This window comes from Cellulomonas sp. H30R-01 (assembly GCF_010119915.1).
Taxonomy (GTDB): Bacteria; Actinomycetota; Actinomycetes; order Actinomycetales; family Cellulomonadaceae; genus Cellulomonas; species Cellulomonas algicola.
This window is the reverse complement of record NZ_CP048210.1, coordinates 2,258,992-2,277,480: the sequence shown is the minus strand read 5'-3', so window position 1 is coordinate 2,277,480 and position 18,489 is coordinate 2,258,992. Positions and strand designations below refer to the sequence as shown.

Genomic DNA, 18,489 nt, shown 5'->3' with positions numbered 1-18,489 from the left:
TGTGACTCAGAGGTGCTTCTCCGGGTCGCCCATGAGCTGCGCGACGTGGTCCGGGACGTACGTCGAGAGCTCGCGCGGGGGGCGCTGGTAGCCGTTGGACGCCGCCGGCCGGTCGGGCAGGTGCACCTCCTCGTGCGGCACGTCGGTGTACGGGATCGTCGAGAGCAGGTGCGACATCATGTTGAGCCGCGCGTGCTTCTTGACGTCCGACTCGACGATGTACCACGGGCTCGCGGGGACGTCGGTGTGGACGAGCATCTCGTCCTTGGCGCGCGAGTAGTCCTCCCACCGGCTGATCGACTCCAGGTCCATCGGGCTCAGCTTCCACTGCCGGACCGGGTCGTTCAGGCGTGACTTGAACCGCCGCAGCTGCTCGGAGTCGGACACCGAGAACCAGTACTTGCGCAGCAGGATCCCGTCCTCGACGAGCATCTGCTCGAAGATCGGCGTCTGCCGCATGAACCGCGAGTACTCCTGCGGCGTGCAGAAGCCCATGACCTTCTCGACGCCCGCGCGGTTGTACCAGGACCGGTCGAACAGCACGACCTCGCCCGCGGCGGGCAGCTGTGCGACGTAGCGCTGGTAGTACCACTGGCCCTTCTCACGCTCGGTCGGCGTGGGCAGCGCCGCGATGCGCACGACGCGGGGGGAGAGGTACTCGCTGATCCGCTTGATGGTGCCGCCCTTGCCGGCCGCGTCGCGTCCCTCGAAGATCACGACGACGCGTGCCCCGGTGTGCCGCACCCACTGCTGGACCTTGACGAGCTCGGCCTGGAGGCGGAACAGCTCGGCCTCGTAGACGTCGTTCGAGATCTTCCCGTCGTGGCGCTTGGCGCCCTTGCCCTTCTTCGCCATGACCGGACGCTACTGCTGGTCGGGGCTCCGCGCGGCTCGATCCCACGATCTCCGCCCATGCGGGACGCTGACGCCCTTCGAGCCGCAGATGCGGACTACGATCGCTGCTCGTGACGCGTTTCCGGATCAGCGAGGCTGCGGAGCTGCTCGGCGTGAGCGACGACACCGTCCGCCGCTGGGTCGACGCGGGTGTGCTCGACGCCGCGCCCGACGACGCCGGCCGCGCGACCGTCGACGGTGCCGCGCTCGCCGTCGTCGCGGTCGAGCGCGCCCACGCGCCCGCCGACCCCACGTCGCGCGGCACGTCCGCGCGCAACCGGCTGCCCGGGCTCGTGACGCGGGTCGTCACCGACACGGTCATGGCGCAGGTCGAGATGCAGTGCGGCCCGTTCCGCGTGGTGTCGCTCATGTCGACCGAGGCGGTGCGGGAGCTCGGCCTCGAGGTCGGGTCCCTCGCGGTCGCGGTGGTGAAGGCGACGAACGTCGTCGTCGAGACGTCGCGAGGCGGCCGATGACCGGTCGTCGTCAGGCCGCCCGCACGCTCGTCGGAGCCGTCGTCGGCGCCGTCGTCGGGCTCGTCGTGCTCGCCGGGTGCGCGACCTCGTCGCCCGACGCCGGCCCGACGCGCGCCTCGTCGGCGAGCCGGACGGGCGACGACCTCACCGGCACCCTGACGGTCTTCGCGGCCGCGTCGCTCACGGGCGCCTTCGACGAGCTCACCGCCCGCTTCGCGGCCGAGCACCCCGGCGTCGACGTGCAGCCGGTCACCTACGACGGCTCCTCGACGCTCGCGACGCAGCTCGTGGAGGGCGCCCGCGCCGACGTGTTCGCGTCCGCGGACGAGGACACCATGGCGACCGTCGACGACGCGGGCCTCGTGGAGGGTGCACCGACGGTCTTCACGACGAACACGCTCCAGATCGTCGTCCCGGCCGGCAACCCGGACCGGGTCGCGTCCGTCGCCGACCTCGCGGCGCTCGCGTCGTCGGGCGGCCGCGTCGTGCTGTGCGCCGCCCAGGTGCCGTGCGGCGCCGCGTCGCAGAAGGTCGTGGAGTCCGCCGGTGTGAGCCTGACACCCGCGAGCGAGGAGCAGAACGTCACCGCCGTCCTCACCAAGGTCGCGGCGGGGGAGGCCGACGCCGGGCTCGTCTACCGCACCGACGTGCTCGCGGCCGGTGACGACGTCGAGGGGGTCGACGTCGACGAGGCCGCGGACGTCGTCAACCGCTACCCGATCGCCGTCCTCGGCACGGGCGACCGCGCGTCGCAGGACGCCGCGGTCGCGCAGGCGTTCGTCGACCTCGTGCTCTCGGACACCGGGCAGCGGGTCCTCGCCGACCGGGGGTTCGTCGCGCCGTGACGACCGTGGCGCCACCCCCCGGCACCTCGGCCGCGACGGCCGGGGACGTGCCGGCGTCGCGGCCCGCGGACCGTCCGGTCGGCGTGACCCCGCTGCTGCTGCGGCTGCCCGCGGCGCTCGCGCTCGCGCTCCTCGTGCTGCCGGTCGTCGCGCTCGTCGTGCGCGCCGACTGGGGGTCGCTGCCCGCCGACGTCACGTCGCCGGAGGCGCTGTCCGCGCTCGGCCTGTCCCTCGCGACGTCGACCGTGTCGACCGTCGCGTGCCTGCTGCTGGGGGTGCCGCTCGCCGTGGTGCTCGCCCGGTCCCGCGGGTGGACGGCCGACGTGCTGCGCGCGCTCGTGACCCTCCCGCTCGTCCTCCCGCCGACGGTCGGCGGCATCGCGCTGCTGTTCCTCCTGGGCCGACGAGGGCTGCTCGGGCAGGCGCTCGACACGTGGTTCGGCGTGACCGTCCCGTTCACGACGCTCGCCGTCGTCATCGCGCAGACGTTCGTCGCGATGCCCTTCCTCGTCCTGGGCGTCGAGGGGGCGCTGCGCACGATCGGCACCCGCTACGAGACGGTCGCGGCGACGCTCGGCGCGGGCCGGTGGACGGTGCTGCGCCGCGTGACGCTGCCGCTCGTCGCGCCGGGCCTGGTCAGCGGCACGGTGCTGTGCTTCGCACGCGCGCTCGGCGAGTTCGGCGCGACCGCCCTGTTCGCGGGCAGCACCGCGGGCGTCACCCGGACCATGCCGCTCGCGATCTACGCCGCGTTCAACGGCGCGGGCGTCTCGCAGGGCACCGCCGTCGCCCTGTCGCTCCTGCTCGTCGCCGCCGCGGTCGCGGTGCTGCTCGCGGCGCGCGCGTGGCGACCCGGGCGGGCGGCGTGAGCGGGCGGCCGGAGGCACCGGGTGCGCTCGTCGCGGACGTCCGGGTCCGCCGCGGACGGTTCACGCTCGACGCCGCCCTGCACGTCGAGCCCGGGACGGTCGTCGCGGTGCTCGGCCCGAACGGTGCGGGAAAGTCGACGCTGCTCGACGTCCTCGCGGGCCTGCTCGTCCCGGACGACGGCACCGTCCGGACGGGGGACCGGGTCCTCACCGACGTCCCCGCGGGGGGCCGCGCGACCGTCGTGCGTCCCGAGCGCCGGTCCGTCGGGCTGCTCGGCCAGGACCCGCTCGTCTTCCCGCACCTCACCGCGCGCGAGAACGTCGCCTTCGCGGCGCGGGCGCGCGGCGGCGGGAACGCCCGGTCGGCACGGACGGAGGCGGACGCGTGGCTCGCCCGCGTCGACCTCGGCGGGCTCGCGGACCGACGACCGGCCGCGCTCTCCGGTGGGCAGCGTCAGCGCGTCGCGCTCGCGCGTGCGCTCGCCGCCCGCCCTGCGGCGCTGCTGCTCGACGAGCCGTTCGCGCAGCTCGACGTCCGGACCGCCGCGGCGCTGCGGGACGTCGTCCGGCAGCAGGTCCGCGCCACCGGGACCGCGACGGTGCTCGTCACGCACGACGCGGTCGACGCGCTCACGCTCGCCGACGAGGTGCTGGTCCTCGTCGACGGCACGCTCGTGGAGCGCGGCCGGCCCGTCGACGTGCTCGCCGACCCCGCGCACCCGTTCACCGCGGCGCTGGGCGGCACGAACCTCCTGCTCGGGGCCGTCGCGGACGACAGGTCCGGCCCGGTGCTCGTCACCGCCGACGGGCTGCGCGTCCCGTGCCCGCCGGGCCTCGTCGCCGGGACACCCGCCCGGCTGACCTTCGCGCCGTCCGCGGTGGAGGTGCACAGGGCCGCGCGGGCGGACGTCCCCGCGACGGGCGTCGCACGCTGGGAGACCCGCGTCGTCGACCTCGAGCCGGGGACGACGGGCGTGCGGGTCCGGACCAGCGGGGACGTCCTGGTCGACGTCCGCCCGGCCGACCTCGCCGTGCTCGACCTGCGGGTCGGTGCACCGCTCGTGCTGACCGTGCCGCACACCCAGCAGCGCCTCCGCCCGCTGCCCTGACGCGGCCGCGACCTCACAGCCGCGTCCGGCACCCCGTGCGGGAACTGTTCCCGGCGCGCAACGCACCCGGTGGGTGGGACGAAACATGCCGTTCGTAGCGTCGCCTGCGTCCGAGCCCCCATCCCTCCCGGAGGTCCTCATGGCGACACCGCTCGCGACCCCCGACGCCGAGGCGTCGACCACGACCACCACCGGAGCGACCCCCGTCGCGACCGGCGCGCCGCTCACCGTCCGCCCCGGCCGCTGGATCGACGGCTGGAACCCCGAGGACACCGCCCAGTGGCGCTCGGTCGGCAAGGCGATCGCCGCGCGGAACCTCGGCCTGTCGATCTTCGCCGAGTTCCTCGGGTTCGCCGTCTGGGCGCTGTGGAGCATCGTGGTGCCGCGGCTGCCCGCCGCCGGCTTCGACCTGACCGTCGACCAGATGTTCTGGCTGATCGCCGTGCCGAGCCTCGTCGGTGCGTCGCTGCGCATCCCCTACACGTTCGCGGTCCCGCTGTTCGGCGGGCGCAACTGGACCATCGTGTCCGCGCTCCTGCTCCTCGTGCCGACCAGCGCGCTCGCGATCGCGGTGCAGAACCCCGAGACGTCGTTCGGCGCGCTGCTCGGCATCGCGGCGCTCGCGGGCGTCGGCGGCGGCAACTTCGCGTCGTCGATGGCGAACATCTCGTTCTTCTACCCGGAGGCGGAGAAGGGCCGGGCGCTCGGCCTCAACGCCGCGGGCGGCAACATCGGCACGGCCGCGGTGCAGCTCGCGGTCCCGCTCGTCGTCGTCGGCGCGGCCGGGCTGCAGCTCGAGCGCGCGGGGCTCATGTTCATCCCGCTCGCGATCCTGGCCGCGTTCCTGGCCTGGCGGTTCATGGACAACCTGTCGAACGCCAAGGCCGACCCGCGGGCGTACGGGGTCGCGACGCGCGACAAGCACACGTGGATCATCTCGTTCATCTACATCGGGACGTTCGGCTCGTTCATCGGGTTCTCCGGGGCGTTCCCCACGCTGCTCCAGGCCCAGTTCCCCGAGGTGACGCTGTCGATCGCGTTCGCCGGGGCGCTCGTCGGCTCGGTCGCGCGGCCAGTCGGCGGCATCCTCGCGGACCGGTTCGGCGGCTCGACCGTCACGATCGCCGCCTTCGCGGTCATGGCCGCCGGGACGGTCGGCGCGATCGTCGCGCTGCGGGCGCACCACTTCCTCGGCTTCTTCCTGTCGTTCCTGCTGCTCTTCGTCGCGACGGGCGCGGGCAACGGCTCGGTCTACCGGATGATCCCCGCGGTGTTCCGGTTCGGAGCGACCGACGAGACGCGCGCGAGCCGCGCCAAGGCCGCGGCGGGCTGCATCGGCATCGCCGGCGCCGTCGGCGCGATCGGCGGGTTCCTCGTGCCCCGCGGGTTCGCCGTCTCGACGTCACTGACCGGGAACATCCAGGCCGCACTCTGGGTGATCGTCGGGACGTACGCGGTCATGGCCCTCACCACGTGGGCGGTCTACCGGCGTCGCGGCTCGGCCTTCGGCTCGACCGTCATCTGACCCCGCCCCCGGCCCCGGAGGACATCCCAGCGTGACGGCGATCGCGACCGCGCAGCACGAGCACACGGCGACGACCCAGGTCGCGACCGTGTGCTCGTACTGCGGTGTGGGCTGCGGCGTGCTGCTCGACGTCGTCGACGACGGCGCGGGCCGCACGGTCCGCAGGGCGAGCGGGGACAAGACGCACCCGGCGAACCACGGGCGGCTCTGCACGAAGGGCGCGACGACGGCCGACCTGCTCGCGGCGGGCGGGCGGCTGTCGACCGCGCTCGTCCGCCCCGAGCGCGGGTCGGAGCCCGTCCCGACAGACGTGGACGAGGCGATCGCGACGGTCGCGCGGCGGTTGCGGGAGATCGTCGACCGGGACGGGCCCGACGCCGTCGCGCTGTACGTGTCGGGGCAGATGAGCATCGAGGCGCAGTACCTGGCGAACAAGCTCGCCAAGGGGTACCTGCGGACGAACCAGATCGAGTCGAACTCGCGGCTGTGCATGGCGAGCGCGGGCACCGGGTACAAGCTCTCGCTCGGCTCGGACGGGCCGCCCGGGTCGTACGACGACCTCGACCACGCGGACGTCTTCCTCGTGATCGGCGCGAACATGGCCGACTGCCACCCGATCCTGTTCCTCCGGCTGCTCGACCGCGTCAAGGCGGGCGCCAAGCTGATCGTCGTCGACCCGCGGCGCACGGCGACCGCCGACAAGGCCGACCTGTTCCTCCAGGTGCGGTCCGGCACCGACATCGCGCTGCTCAACGGCCTCCTGCACCTGCTGGTCGAGGCGGGCGCGGTCGACGAGGACTTCGTCGCCGCGCACACCGAGGGCTGGGACGCGATGCCGTCGTTCCTCGCGGACTACCCGCCGGACGTCGTCGCGGGGATCACCGGTGTCCCGGAGGCGGACCTGCGGGCTGCGGCGGCGCTGATCGCGGGGGCCGAGAACTGGGTGTCGTGCTGGACGATGGGGCTCAACCAGTCGACGCACGGCACGTGGAACACGAACGCGCTGGTCAACCTCCATCTCGCCACGGGCGCGATCTGCCGGCAGGGGAGCGGGCCCTTCTCCCTGACGGGCCAGCCGAACGCCATGGGCGGCCGCGAGATGGGCTACATGGGCCCCGGCCTCCCCGGCCAGCGCACGGTGCTCGACCCCGCGGACCGGGCGTTCGTCGAGGACCTCTGGGACCTGCCCGCGGGCACGATCCGGTCCGACGGCGTCGGGCGCGGCACGATCGAGATGTTCGAGCGCATGGCCGACGGCGAGATCACGGCGTGCTGGGTGATCTGCACCAACCCCGTCGCGTCCGTCGCCAACCGGCGCACGGTCATCGAGGGCCTGGAGAACGCCGAGCTCGTCGTCACGCAGGACGTGTACGCCGAGACCGAGACCAACGCGTACGCCGACGTCGTGCTCCCCGCGGCGATGTGGACCGAGGGTGACGGCGTCATGGTGAACAGCGAGCGCAGCATGACGCTCGCCCGGCGCGCGCTCGACCCGCCCGGCGACGCGCTGCCCGACTGGGTGCTGATCGCGCGCGTCGCGACCGCGATGGGGTACCCGGGCTTCGCGTACGCCTCCTCGGAGGAGGTGTTCGAGGAGATCCGGCGCACCACGAACCCGCGCACCGGCTACGACCTGCGCGGCGTGACGTACGACCGGCTGCGCGCCGCGCCCGTGCAGTGGCCGTCGGCGTCGCCCGACGGGCCGGCCCGCAACCCCGTCCGCTACCTCAACGACGGGGTCCACCAGCCGCTCCTCGTGCGCGACGACGGCACCGTCCCGCGGCTGCGGTTCGCGACCCCGTCGGGTCGGGCCGTCTTCCACCCGCGCCCGCACCTGCCGGCGAAGGAGATGCCGGACGACGACTACCCGTTCCTGCTCAACACGGGCCGCCTCCAGCACCAGTGGCACACGCTCACCAAGACGGGCCGCGTCGCCAAGCTGAGCAAGCTGAACCCGGGCCCGTTCGTCGAGCTGCACCCCGACGACGCGTCGCGGCTCGGGGTGCTCGACGGCGCGACCGTCGAGGTCGCGTCCCGCCGCGGCCGGGCCGTCCTGCCCGCCGCGGTCACGGACCGCGTGCGGCCCGGGTCGCTGTTCGCGCCGTTCCACTGGAACGACCTGTTCGGCGAGTACCTGTCCGTCAACGCCGTCACGAACGACGCCGTCGACCCGCTGTCGTACCAGCCCGAGCTCAAGGTGTGCGCGGTGTCCGTCACGCTCGTCGCGCCGCCGCCCGCACCCACGGCGACCACCCCGGCGACGACCGGTGCGCCCGTCGCGGGCACGACACCGGCCCGCTTCTCGCACGCTCCCGACGGTCCTGACGGCCCCGACGGGTCGACGGGCGACGACGCCGTGACCGACGGTGCGCGGGCGATGCGCGCGCTCGCGGGCGCGCTCGGGCTGGAGGACTTCGGACCCCCCGTGCTGGGCGACGACGAGCGCCGCTACCTCGCGGGCTTCCTGGCCGGGCTCGGCGGCGGCGACGTCACCGGAACCCCCGTCCTGCCGCCGACCGCACCGCTCGACGGCACGTCCGCGCTCTGGGTCGACGGGCTGCTCGCCGGGATGTTCTCGCGCGCACCGCAGTCGTCGTCGCGCGGCGCCGCGACCGCCGGACCGGTCCGCGAGGCGGCACCCGTCCGGCCGCTCGTCGTGCTGTGGGCGTCGCAGACCGGCACGTCGGAGGAGATCGCGGTGCGCGTGGCCGCCCGCCTGGCCGACGGCGGGCGCACGCCCGAGGTCCTCGCGATGGACGACGCCGTCGGCGCGCTGCCGCGGCGGGCCGACCTCGTCGTCGTGACCAGCACGTTCGGGGACGGCGACGCACCCGACAACGGGACCGCGTTCTGGGAGGCCCTGGCCGACCCCGAGGCGCAGCGGCTCGACGGGTCACGGTTCGCCGTCCTCGCGCTCGGCGACTCCAGCTACGACCAGTTCTGCGGGCACGGGCGACGCGTCGACCGGCGGCTCGAGGAGCTGGGCGCGCAGCGGCTCGTCGACCGCGGCGAGTGCGAGCCGGGCGACGAGGAGACCGCCGAGCGGTGGACCGAGCACGTCGTCGCGGTCCTCACCGGTGGACCCGCGGCGCCCGCCGCGCCCGCCGACGACGCCCCGCCCGCCGACGGAGCGGTGACCGGCGCCGGCGCGATCCCGGGAGCGGGTCCGGACGTCAGGCCCACGGGCGACCCGCTCGACGCGCGCGGCCCGGGTGAGCCGCTCGTCGGCGCTGCGACCGTCGTCGAGCGCCCCCTCGCCCCGACCGGGCGGGCCACGGCCGTTCCCGCACGCGCGACGCGCGCGCGTCCCGGCGTCGCGCGCCTCGTCGGGAACCGGCTGCTCAGCCTGCCGGGCTCCGCGAAGGAGGTCCGCGAGGTCTGGTTCGACACGTCGCAGTCGCCGCTGCCGATGCCGTACGCGGCCGGTGACGCGCTCGCGGTCCGGCCCGTCAACGCCGTGTCGGTGGTCGAGGAGTGGCTCGCCGTGACGGGTGTCGCCGCCGACGCGCCGGTCACCGTCGAGGGCGTCGGCACCGTCCCGTTCGCGGTCGCGCTGCGCGACGAGCTCGACGCCACGCGCCCGTCGCAGGACCTCCTGCGGTTCGTGCACGAGCGCTCCGGCAGCGAGCGGCTGCGCCGCCTGCTGCGCTCCGAGAACCGCAACGACCTCGCGAAGTGGCTGTGGGGCCGGCAGGCCGTCGACGTGGTCGCGGAGCTGCGGGTCGACGCGACGGCCCAGGAGTGGGTGGACGTGCTGCGCCGCCTCCAGCCCCGGCAGTACTCGATCTCGTCGTCGCCCCTCGTCGACCCGCACCGCGTCCGCCTGACGATGTCCGTCGTGCGGTACGAGGGGCCGTCGGGCGCGGCACGCGGCGGGGTGTGCTCGACGTTCCTCGCCGACGCCGGCCCGGGCCTGTCGGTCTCCGCGTACGTCCAGCCGTCCGCGCACTTCCACCCTCCGGCCGACCCGACCACGCCGATGGTCATGGTCGGTCCGGGTACCGGCGTCGCGCCGTTCCTCGGGTTCCTGCAGGAGCGACGCGCGCTCGGGCACACGGGCGACAACTGGTTGTTCTTCGGCGAGCAGCACGCGGCGACGGACTTCTACTACCGCGACGAGCTCGACGCGATGCGCTCCGACGGCCTCCTCACGCGGCTCGACACGGCGTTCTCGCGCGACCAGCGGTCGAAGGTCTACGTGCAGGACCGCATGCGCGAGAACGGTCCGCAGCTGTGGGCGTGGCTCGAGCGCGGCGCGCACGTGTACGTGTGCGGCGACGCGTCCCGCATGGCGAAGGACGTCGACGCGGCGCTGCGCGAGGTCGTGGCGGTGCACGGCGGGCTCGACGCCGACGACGCGGCCGCCTACGTCAAGCGGCTGTCGTCCGAGCGCCGGTACGCGCGCGACGTCTACTGACGCCCTCGCGCAGCCATCCGTCGGCGAACGCGCCCTCACGTCCGCCTGACCCGCTCGTGCGGTGCTGATGGCGCGTTCGTCGATCGGCGTGCGCCGTGCCGACCCGGCGTGACGTCAGCCGACCGTCACGCGGACCGAGTCGTAGCCCGTCGCGCCGTCGGGGATCTCGCCCTGCTGCGCGCCGGTCTGCGGGCCGTCGGGGTCGAACGCCCGGACGAACAGCTGGTGCTCGCCCGGCTCGGCCGGCCAGGTCCAGCGCCACTGCCGCCACGAGTCGACGCCGCCGTCGCCCGCGAGGTCCGCGTCCTGCCAGTCACCGTCGTCGACCCGGACCTGCACGCGCACGATCCCGCGGTGCTGCGCCCACGCCGTCCCGGCGACGACGACGTCACCCGCCTCGACCTGCGCGGACGGCCGCGGCACCTCGATGCGCGACTGCGTCTTGACCGGCCCGCGCTCCGACCAGCCGCGGTCCGTCCAGTACGCCGTCGCGGCGTCGAACCGCGTGACCTCGAGGTCGACGACCCACTTGGTCGCGGACACGTAGCCGTACAGCCCGGGCACGACCATCCGCACGGGGAACCCGTGCTCGGGCGGCAGCGGCTCACCGTCCATCGCGATCGCGAGCAGCGCGTCCCGGTCGTCGGTCAGCGCCTCGAGCGGCGTCGACGCGGTGAACCCGTCGGCGCTGCGCGACAGCACCATGTCGGCGTCCGCCGTGGGGCGCGCGCGGGCCAGCACCTCCCGGATCGGCAGCCCGAGCCACCGCTGGTTGCCGACCAGGTCGCCGCCGACGGGGTTCGACACGCACGCGAGCGTCACCCACGCCTCGACGAGGTCGGAGGCGAGCAGCTCGGCCCACGTGAGCTCGACCTCCTGCTCGACGAGCCCGTGCACGCGCAGCACCCACGACTCGGGGTCCACCTGCGGCACGACCAGCGCGGTGTCGATCCGGTAGAACTCGCCGGCGGGTGTCCGCCACGGCCCGACGCCCGCGACGTCGACCTGCACGTCCGCCGGCACCGGCGCCGCCGACCGCACGGGCGTGGGCAGGCGGATCGCGTCGCGCGCCGCCTGCACGCCCCGCCGCGTCCCGGTGAGCGCGCGCCCGACGGCGACGGCGACGAGGCCGGCAGCGGTGGCGACACCGGCTCCGACGAGGAACCCGCGCCGCGACGCGCCGCGCGCGGACCCGTCACCGTCCGCGAGCGGGACGGGCGGGAACGGCGACCCCACGGTCGGGCCGGACGCGAGCGGTGCCGCCGGTGCGGAGGCGTGGACGCCCGGGGCGTCGCGTGCCTCGTCCAGGTCCACGTCCGTGGTCGTCGCCGCCGGCGTGCGCGCGGCGACGGCGGGCGGTCCCGCGGGGATCCGGCGCAGCAGAGCGCGCAGCACGAGCAGCCCGGCGGCCGCACCGAGCACCGCCGGCAGGGGAGCGAGCACACCCGCGTCCGGACGCCCCATGGCGGCGAGACCGGCGACCGCGCCCAGCGCGACGACGACGGTCGCACCCCACGCCCAGCGCCGGTGGGCGAGCACCCCGGCGAGCGCGGCGAGCGCCGCGAGCACGAGCACCTCGCCGATCCCCAGCACGACCTTGTCGGCGGTCCCGAACGTGGACGCGGCCCAGTCCTTGAGCCACCCGGGCGTCGCGTCGACGAACGCGGCGCCGACGGCGATCAGCGGGTCGGTCGACGGACCGGTGAGCGCCGCGGCCAGCGAGCCGACGCCCAGTGTGACGACGCCGGAGGCCAGCCCGGCGAGGGCGGCCGCACCGTCGCTGCGTCGCACGGGTGCCTCCAGGCGGTCGGCCCGCGGGGGCGGGATCGAGGGTCAGGGCAGGACGGGCGGGCCGGCGAGCGGTCCGGACGGACGGCGCGCGAGCCGTCAGAGCGCGGGCGACGCGAGCGCGGCGGGGACGTGCGCGCCGTGCCCGGCGTCACGCAGCGCCGCGCGCACCCGCTCGGCGGCGGCGTCGAGGTCCTCGGCGGGCACGTCGTGCCGGGCGTTGGCGAAGGTCAGCGACGACTCGTCCCAGGCGGGCAGGACGTGCAGGTGCAGGTGCGGCACCTCGAAGCCCGCGACGAGCAGTGCGACGCGCGGTGCCGACCACGCGGCCTGCTGCGCCTGACCGACGACCTTCGCGACGCGCGTGAGGTGCGCGAGCAGGTCGTCGGACGCCTGCGTGAGCTCGACCACCTCGTCACGCGGCACGACGAGCGTGTGCCCGTCGGTGATCGGCGCGATCGTCGTGAACGCGACGGCGACGTCGTCCGCCCACACGAACCGGCCGGGGATCTCGCCCTCGATGATCTGGGTGAAGAGCGTCGTCATGGGGCCACGCTAAGCGCTCGCGGGCGATCTCGGACGACCGCACCGGATCAGACCGCGGTGGGCGTCCCGCGGAGGGCGTCCGTGAGCTTCATCCGGCCGCCCGAGTGCAGGACCGCGTTCGCGTAGACGCGCCCGGCGAACCACACGAGGAACGGCACGAGCGCGAGGGACAGCCCGGCGGCGAGCAGGACCTCCCACGTCTCGACGGCGCCGAGCGCGACGCGCACGGGCATGATCATCGGCGCGCAGAACGGCACGAACGACAGCGCGGTCACGAGCGCGTTGTCGGGGTCCCACGGCGTCACCGAGATCGCCAGCACGTAGGGGATGCCCATGACGAACAGGACCGGCGAGATCACGGAGCCGACGTCCTCCTGCCGCGACACCAGGGCGGCGAGCGCCGCGAGCAGCAGCGCGTACATGAGGAAGCCGATGACGAACCACACGAGCGCCCACGCCGCGGTGGCCCCGAGGTCGAGCGTCGTCGTGTCGAGCAGGCCGAACGCCCAGGCGGTCCCGCCGCCCGCGAGCACGACGAGCGCGACCTGCGCGAGCCCGATGATGCCGATGCCGAGCACCTTGCCCGCCATGAGGTGCCAGGGCCGGACGGTCGCGAGCAGCAGCTCGACGACGCGGCTGGTCTTCTCCTCGACGACGCCCTGCGCGACGAGCTGCCCGGCCGTCATGAGGCCGATGAACAGCAGGATGCCGGCGAGGTAACCCGCGATGATCTGCGCGCCGTCGACCTCGGGCGGCGAGCCCAGCGTCGTCACGGAGGGCGTCGCACCGGCGACCTCGACCGCGACCTCCGCCGGGTCACCCCCGAGGTCGGTCACCGCACCGGCCAGCGCGACCTGCTGCGCGAGCGACGCGAGCACGGGCTGGAGCGGCTCGGGCACGGAGTCCTGCACGACCACGGTGAGCGCGGGGTCGACGCCCGTGACGAGCACGTCGACGTCACCGGACGTCACGAGGTCCTCGCCCTCGTCGGTCCCGTCGACGTCGCGCACCTCGACCGGTACGCCCGCCGCCTGCGCGGTCGCGACGAGCGGGTCCGCGACGGCCGACGCGTCGGCGACGACGCCGACGACCTGCGGCTCGGGCTCGCGGTTGCCGACGAGGCCCGCGACCACGCCCGCGAGCACCACGGCGGCGACGAGCGCGAGCGTGGTCCACAGGAACGGCTTCGAGCGCAGGCGTGTGCTGATCTCGCGGCCCGCGACGAGCCGCACCGCGGCACCCGGGGTGAGGTCGGTGTCGTGCGTCGTGGTCATGCGCGGGCTCCTGCCTGCTCGGGGGTCTCCGCCGTCACCACGTGCCGGTAGAGCTCGGTGAGCGTGGGCCGGACGACCGCGAACTCGCGCACGGGACCGGCGGCGAGCGCGGCGCGCAGCAGCTGCTGGTCGAGGTCCGCGGGTGCGCCGGCGACGGCCTCGACGACGACACGCCCGTCGGCAGCCGCGGCGTCGCCTCCCGCGCGGCGGCGCTCGTCGGTCCCGGTGCCGCCGTCGCCGAGCCGTGCGGCGGGGACGGCGGGCAGCCACACGGCCGCGGGCGGTCCGTCGACGACCCACCGCCGGTCACCGGTGCTGCGCAGCTCGTCGATCCCGCCCACCGCGACCATCGAGCCCGCACGCACGATCCCGACGCGGTCGGACAGGCGCTCGACGAGCTCGAGCTGGTGCGACGAGAAGATCACGGGCACCCCGGACGCGGCCTGCTCGCGCAGCACCGTGCTCATGACGTCGACGGCGACGGGGTCGAGGCCGGAGAACGGCTCGTCGAGCACCAGGATCTCGGGGCGGTGCACGAGCGCGGCGGCGAGCTGCACGCGCTGCTGGTTGCCGAGCGACAGCTTGAGCACCTCGTCGTCGCGGCGCCCGGCGACGCCCAGCACGTCGGTCCAGTGCTCCATCGACGCGCGCGCCGCGGCGGGGTCGAGGCCGTGCAGCCGCGCGAGGTAGACGAGCTGCTCGCCGACCTTCATGCGCGGGTACAGCCCGCGTTCCTCCGGCATGTACCCGATGCGCCGCCGCACGGCGTGGTCGACGGGCCGGCCGTCCCACGTCACGGTGCCCGAGTCGGCGGCGAGCACGCCGACCGCGATGCGCATCGTCGTGGACTTGCCGGCGCCGTTGGAGCCGACGAACCCGAAGATCTCGCCGGCGCGCACGTCGAACGTCATGCCCCGCAGGGCCTGGACGTCGCCGTACGCCTTGGTCAGCGCGTCGAACGCGAGGGTGGCCACCCACCGATCCAAGCAGAGCGTCCGCGGCGCTCCCTCCGTCTTCGGGTGGAGATCAGCCGTCCCGCTCGTGCGCGAGCCGCTGCAGCGCGAGGACCGTTCTCCAGTTGCGCGCGGTCCCGACGCGGCCCGCGGCGCGCGACAGCACGTCGATCGTGAGCTTCGAGCGGCCCTGCCCGTGCGGGTAGTAGGCGTAGGTCTCGCGGCCGTGCCAGACGACGACCTCGTCGCCGTACCGCGACGCGTCGAACTCGCGGACGGACGCCACGTCGGGCACGTCGTCCCAGCAGACGACGGCGAGGTGCGACGGGTCCTCGCGCGCCTGCGCAGGGAAGGGCAGCACGCCGACGACGCGGTCCCACTCGGCCGTCGTGCGCGCGACGACGGGCACGTCGAACCCGACCTCCTGCGCGAGCGCGTGCGACAGCCCGGCGGCGACGTCGGACGCCGACTGGCCGCCCGCGGGGACCAGCACGACGTTCCCGCTGTTCACGTACGTGGCGACCTGCTCGTGACCCAGGCCCTCGGCGACGGCCTTCAGCTGGGCGGCCTTCATGGTCCGCCCTCCGACGTTGACGGCCCGCAGCAGGGCGATGACGGCGCTCATGCCGCACAGCCTGGCACCGACGTCCGACGTCGGGCGGGCTCACAGCCCGGGGCGCGTCCGAGTGAGAGAACCGTTCCGCCGAGGTAACGCGCGCGCACCCGTGGACGAAACACGCGGTTCCTACCGTCGGAGCACGCCCTCGTCCCTACCCGACGGAGCCCCCCATGAACTCACGTCACCTCGTCGTCGTCGGCGGCGGCATGGTCGCCCAGCGGCTCGTCGAGGCGCTGCGCGACCGCGACACCGCGGGCGCCTGGCGCATCACGGTCCTCGCGGAGGAGCCGCGCCGCCCGTACGACCGTGTCGCGCTCACGAGCTACTTCTCGGGCCGCAGGCCCGAGGAGCTCGAGCTCGGCGACCCCGCGCTGTGGGACGACCCGCTCGTCACGCTCGTCCGCGACGACGCCGTGACGGCGATCGACCGCGCGGCGCGCACGGTGACCGCCGCGTCGGGCCGCACGTACGCCTACGACCACCTCGTCCTCGCGACGGGCTCCTACGCGTGGGTGCCGCCGACCGAGGGCGCGGACCTGCCGGGCGTGTTCGTCTACCGCACGGTCGACGACGTCGCGGCGCTGCGCGGGTACGTCGAGAAGCTCCAGCAGGACCTGGTCCGCCCGGTGCGGGGCGCGGTGCTCGGCGGCGGCCTGCTCGGCCTCGAGGCGGCGGGTGCGCTGCACGCGCTCGGTGCCCAGGCGACGGTGCTGCAGGTCGGCTCGCACCTCATGGACACGCAGCTCGACCTGGGCGGCGGCGAGGCGCTGCGTCGGCTCATCAACACGATCGGTGTCGGCGTCCGGGTCAACGCGATGACCGTGAGGATCCGCCCGCACCGCCGCGGCGGGGTGGGCCGTCTCGACCTCGCGGACGGCGGCCGGGTCGACGCCGACGTCGTCGTCGTGGCCGCGGGGGTGCGGCCGCGCGACGAGCTGGCCCGCGCGGCGGGCCTCGAGGTCGGACCGCGCGGCGGCGTCGTCGTCGACGACACCTGCGTCTCGTCCGACCCGGACGTCTCCGCGGTCGGCGAGGTCGCCTGCATCCAGGGCGCGTGCATCGGCCTGGTCGCCCCCGGCTACGCGATGGCCGAGGTCACCGCGGACCGCCTGCTGGGCGGCGCGGCGGAGTTCCCGGGCGCGGACACCGCGACCAAGCTCAAGCTGTCGGGCGTCGACGTCGCGAGCTTCGGCGACGCGTTCGGCCGGACCGAGGGCGCGCTCGAGCTGGTCTGGGCCGACCCGGTCGCGGGCGTCTACAAGAAGCTGGTCATGTCCGACGACGCGCGCACCCTGCTCGGCGGCGTCCTCGTCGGCGACGCGTCGGCGTACGCGAGCCTGCGCCCGATGCTCGGCCGCGAGCTCCCCGGTGATCCGGCCGCGTTCCTGCTGCCCGAGGGCGGCGGGGGCGGCGTCCCCGACCTGGAGCTGCCCGACGACGCGGGCGTCTGCTCGTGCAACAACGTGTCCGCCGGGACGATCCGCGGCGCGGTCACCGAGCACGGCTGCACCGACGTCGGCGCGGTGAAGGCGTGCACGAAGGCCGGCACGTCGTGCGGCTCGTGCCTCCCGCTCGTCAAGAAGCTCGTCACGACCGAGCTCTCCAAGCAGGGCATCACCGTGAGCAACGCGCTCTGCGAGCACTTCGCGCTGTCCCGTGCGCAGCTCTACGACGCCGTCCGCGTCTCGGGCGTGCGGTCCTTCACCGAGGTCGTCGAGCGGTTCGGGACGCGTGCCGAGGGCCGCGGCTGCGACATCTGCAAGCCGGCCGTCGCGTCGATCCTCGCGACGACCGCGCCCGCGCACGTCCTCGAGGGCGAGCGCGCCGCGCTGCAGGACACCAACGACCACGTGATGGCGAACCTCCAGAAGGACGGCTCGTACTCGGTGGTCCCGCGCATCCCCGGCGGCGAGGTCACGCCCGAGGGGCTCATCGCGATCGGCGAGGTCGCGAAGGACTTCGGGCTCTACACGAAGATCACCGGCGGGCAGCGCATCGACCTGTTCGGCGCGCGCATCGACCAGCTGCCCGTCATCTGGCAGCGCCTCGTCGACGCCGGGTTCGAGTCGGGGCACGCGTACGGCAAGTCGCTGCGCACCGTGAAGTCGTGCGTCGGGTCGACGTGGTGCCGGTTCGGCGTGCAGGACTCGGTGGCGCTCGCGGTGCTGCTCGAGCTGCGCTACCGCGGCCTTCGCTCGCCGCACAAGCTGAAGATGGGCGTCTCGGGGTGCGCGCGTGAGTGCGCCGAGGCCCGCGGCAAGGACGTCGGCGTCATCGCGACCGACAAGGGCTGGAACGTCTACGTCGGCGGCAACGGCGGCTTCACCCCGAAGCACGCGGTGCTGCTCGCCGAGGACCTGTCGACCGAGGACCTCATCCGCACGATCGACCGCTTCCTCCTCTACTACATCCGCACCGCCGACCGCCTGCAGCGCACCGCGCCCTGGCTCGAGGACCTGGAGGGCGGCGTCGACGCCCTGCGCGGCGTCGTGATCGACGACACGCTCGGCATCGCGGCGGACCTCGACGCGCAGATGGCCCAGCACGTCGACACCTACGAGGACGAGTGGCGCGCGACCCTCGAGGACCCCGAGAAGCTGCGCCGGTTCGCGTCGTTCGTCAACGCGCCCGCCACGCCCGACCCGTCGCTCGCGTACGTGCCCGAGCGCGGTCAGGCCCGCCCCGCCACCGCGGACGAGCGTGACGCCGCGCTCCGCGGCGAACCCGTCCTCGTCGCCGGCACGACCCTGGAGGTGCGCGCATGACCGTCTCCGAGACCCCCACGCTGCCCGAGCTCGACCAGACCGGCTGGCAGCCCGTCTGCGCGCTCCGGCACCTCGCGCCCGAGCGCGGCGCCGCGGCGCTGCTCGGCGGGCACCAGGTCGCGCTGTTCCGGCTCGTCGACGACCGCGTGCTCGCGGTCGACCAGCACGACCCGTTCTCGGACGCCTTCGTCATGTCGCGCGGCATCGTCGGGTCCCGCTGGGTCGACGACGTCGAGGTCCCGACGGTCGCGTCGCCCATGTACAAGCAGGTGTTCGACCTGACGACGGGCCGATGCCTCGACAGCGTCGGCAAGACGCCCGTGCGCGACCTGCCCGCCGACCTGCGGACCTTCCCGGTGCGCGTCGTCGACGACGTGGTCGAGGTCGAGATCCCGGTGGCCCCGTGACG

14 protein-coding genes are annotated in these 18,489 nt (G+C 74.7%); 8 read left to right on the top strand and 6 right to left on the bottom strand.

The features are described 5' to 3' along the window. Positions 1-6 precede the first annotated feature (6 nt). Positions 7-855 (bottom strand): polyphosphate kinase 2, encoded by an 849-nt coding sequence (gene ppk2, locus GXP71_RS10090; protein WP_162352547.1) that lies wholly within the window; start codon positions 853-855, stop codon positions 7-9. Positions 856-965: 110 nt separating this feature from the next. Between ppk2 and GXP71_RS10085 the strand changes: the two genes are divergently transcribed. The 6 genes from GXP71_RS10085 (at position 966) to GXP71_RS10060 (ending at position 10,135) form a co-directional block, all read left to right on the top strand. Then, complete coding sequence (locus tag GXP71_RS10085; RefSeq protein ID WP_162352546.1) at positions 966-1,370, top strand: molybdopterin-binding protein; 405 nt, start codon at positions 966-968, stop codon at positions 1,368-1,370. Further along, positions 1,367-2,215 (top strand): molybdate ABC transporter substrate-binding protein, encoded by an 849-nt coding sequence (gene modA, locus GXP71_RS10080; protein ID WP_162352545.1) that lies wholly within the window; start codon positions 1,367-1,369, stop codon positions 2,213-2,215. Before GXP71_RS10085 ends, modA begins: the two co-directional genes overlap by 4 nt. A gap of 47 nt (positions 2,216-2,262) precedes the next feature. Continuing rightward, positions 2,263-3,084: an ABC transporter permease gene (locus GXP71_RS10075; protein ID WP_162354297.1), complete on the top strand. Its 822-nt coding sequence runs from the start codon at positions 2,263-2,265 to the stop codon at positions 3,082-3,084. Next, positions 3,081-4,193 (top strand): ABC transporter ATP-binding protein, encoded by a 1,113-nt coding sequence (locus tag GXP71_RS10070; protein ID WP_162352544.1) that lies wholly within the window; start codon positions 3,081-3,083, stop codon positions 4,191-4,193. The genes GXP71_RS10075 and GXP71_RS10070 overlap by 4 nt, the downstream gene beginning before the upstream one ends. A gap of 139 nt (positions 4,194-4,332) precedes the next feature. Beyond that, the gene (locus tag GXP71_RS10065; protein ID WP_162352543.1) at positions 4,333-5,718 is read left to right on the top strand and encodes an MFS transporter; all 1,386 of its coding nucleotides are present in this window, start codon (positions 4,333-4,335) and stop codon (positions 5,716-5,718) included. A 31-nt stretch (positions 5,719-5,749) separates the two neighbouring features. Next, entirely contained in the window at positions 5,750-10,135 is a 4,386-nt protein-coding gene (locus tag GXP71_RS10060) for a bifunctional nitrate reductase/sulfite reductase flavoprotein subunit alpha (RefSeq protein ID WP_162352542.1), read from the top strand. A gap of 114 nt (positions 10,136-10,249) precedes the next feature. Here the strand turns inward: GXP71_RS10060 and GXP71_RS10055 are convergent, their stop codons facing one another. The 5 genes from GXP71_RS10055 to GXP71_RS10035 form a co-directional block, all read right to left on the bottom strand. Continuing rightward, positions 10,250-11,926, bottom strand: a complete 1,677-nt coding sequence (locus GXP71_RS10055) for a molybdopterin-dependent oxidoreductase (protein WP_238402368.1) — start codon at positions 11,924-11,926, stop codon at positions 10,250-10,252. Between the two features lie 96 nt (positions 11,927-12,022). Next, positions 12,023-12,469 (bottom strand): HIT family protein, encoded by a 447-nt coding sequence (locus GXP71_RS10050; protein ID WP_162352541.1) that lies wholly within the window; start codon positions 12,467-12,469, stop codon positions 12,023-12,025. A gap of 47 nt (positions 12,470-12,516) precedes the next feature. Then, entirely contained in the window at positions 12,517-13,743 is a 1,227-nt protein-coding gene (locus GXP71_RS10045) for an ABC transporter permease (protein WP_162352540.1), read from the bottom strand. Continuing rightward, entirely contained in the window at positions 13,740-14,717 is a 978-nt protein-coding gene (locus GXP71_RS10040; RefSeq protein WP_202924231.1) for an ABC transporter ATP-binding protein, read from the bottom strand. The genes GXP71_RS10045 and GXP71_RS10040 overlap by 4 nt, the downstream gene beginning before the upstream one ends. 52 nt (positions 14,718-14,769) lie before the next feature. Continuing rightward, the gene (locus GXP71_RS10035) at positions 14,770-15,321 is read right to left on the bottom strand and encodes a DUF1697 domain-containing protein (RefSeq protein ID WP_162352539.1); all 552 of its coding nucleotides are present in this window, start codon (positions 15,319-15,321) and stop codon (positions 14,770-14,772) included. A gap of 164 nt (positions 15,322-15,485) precedes the next feature. On the opposite strand from GXP71_RS10035, the gene nirB reads away from it, so the two are divergent. Both nirB and nirD read left to right on the top strand, forming a co-directional pair. After that, positions 15,486-18,080, top strand: coding sequence for a nitrite reductase large subunit NirB (nirB, locus tag GXP71_RS10030; protein WP_162352538.1), 2,595 nt, complete (start codon positions 15,486-15,488; stop codon positions 18,078-18,080). Continuing rightward, positions 18,077-18,487, top strand: coding sequence for a nitrite reductase small subunit NirD (gene nirD, locus GXP71_RS10025; RefSeq protein WP_162352537.1), 411 nt, complete (start codon positions 18,077-18,079; stop codon positions 18,485-18,487). The genes nirB and nirD overlap by 4 nt, the downstream gene beginning before the upstream one ends. Positions 18,488-18,489: the final 2 nt, after the last annotated feature.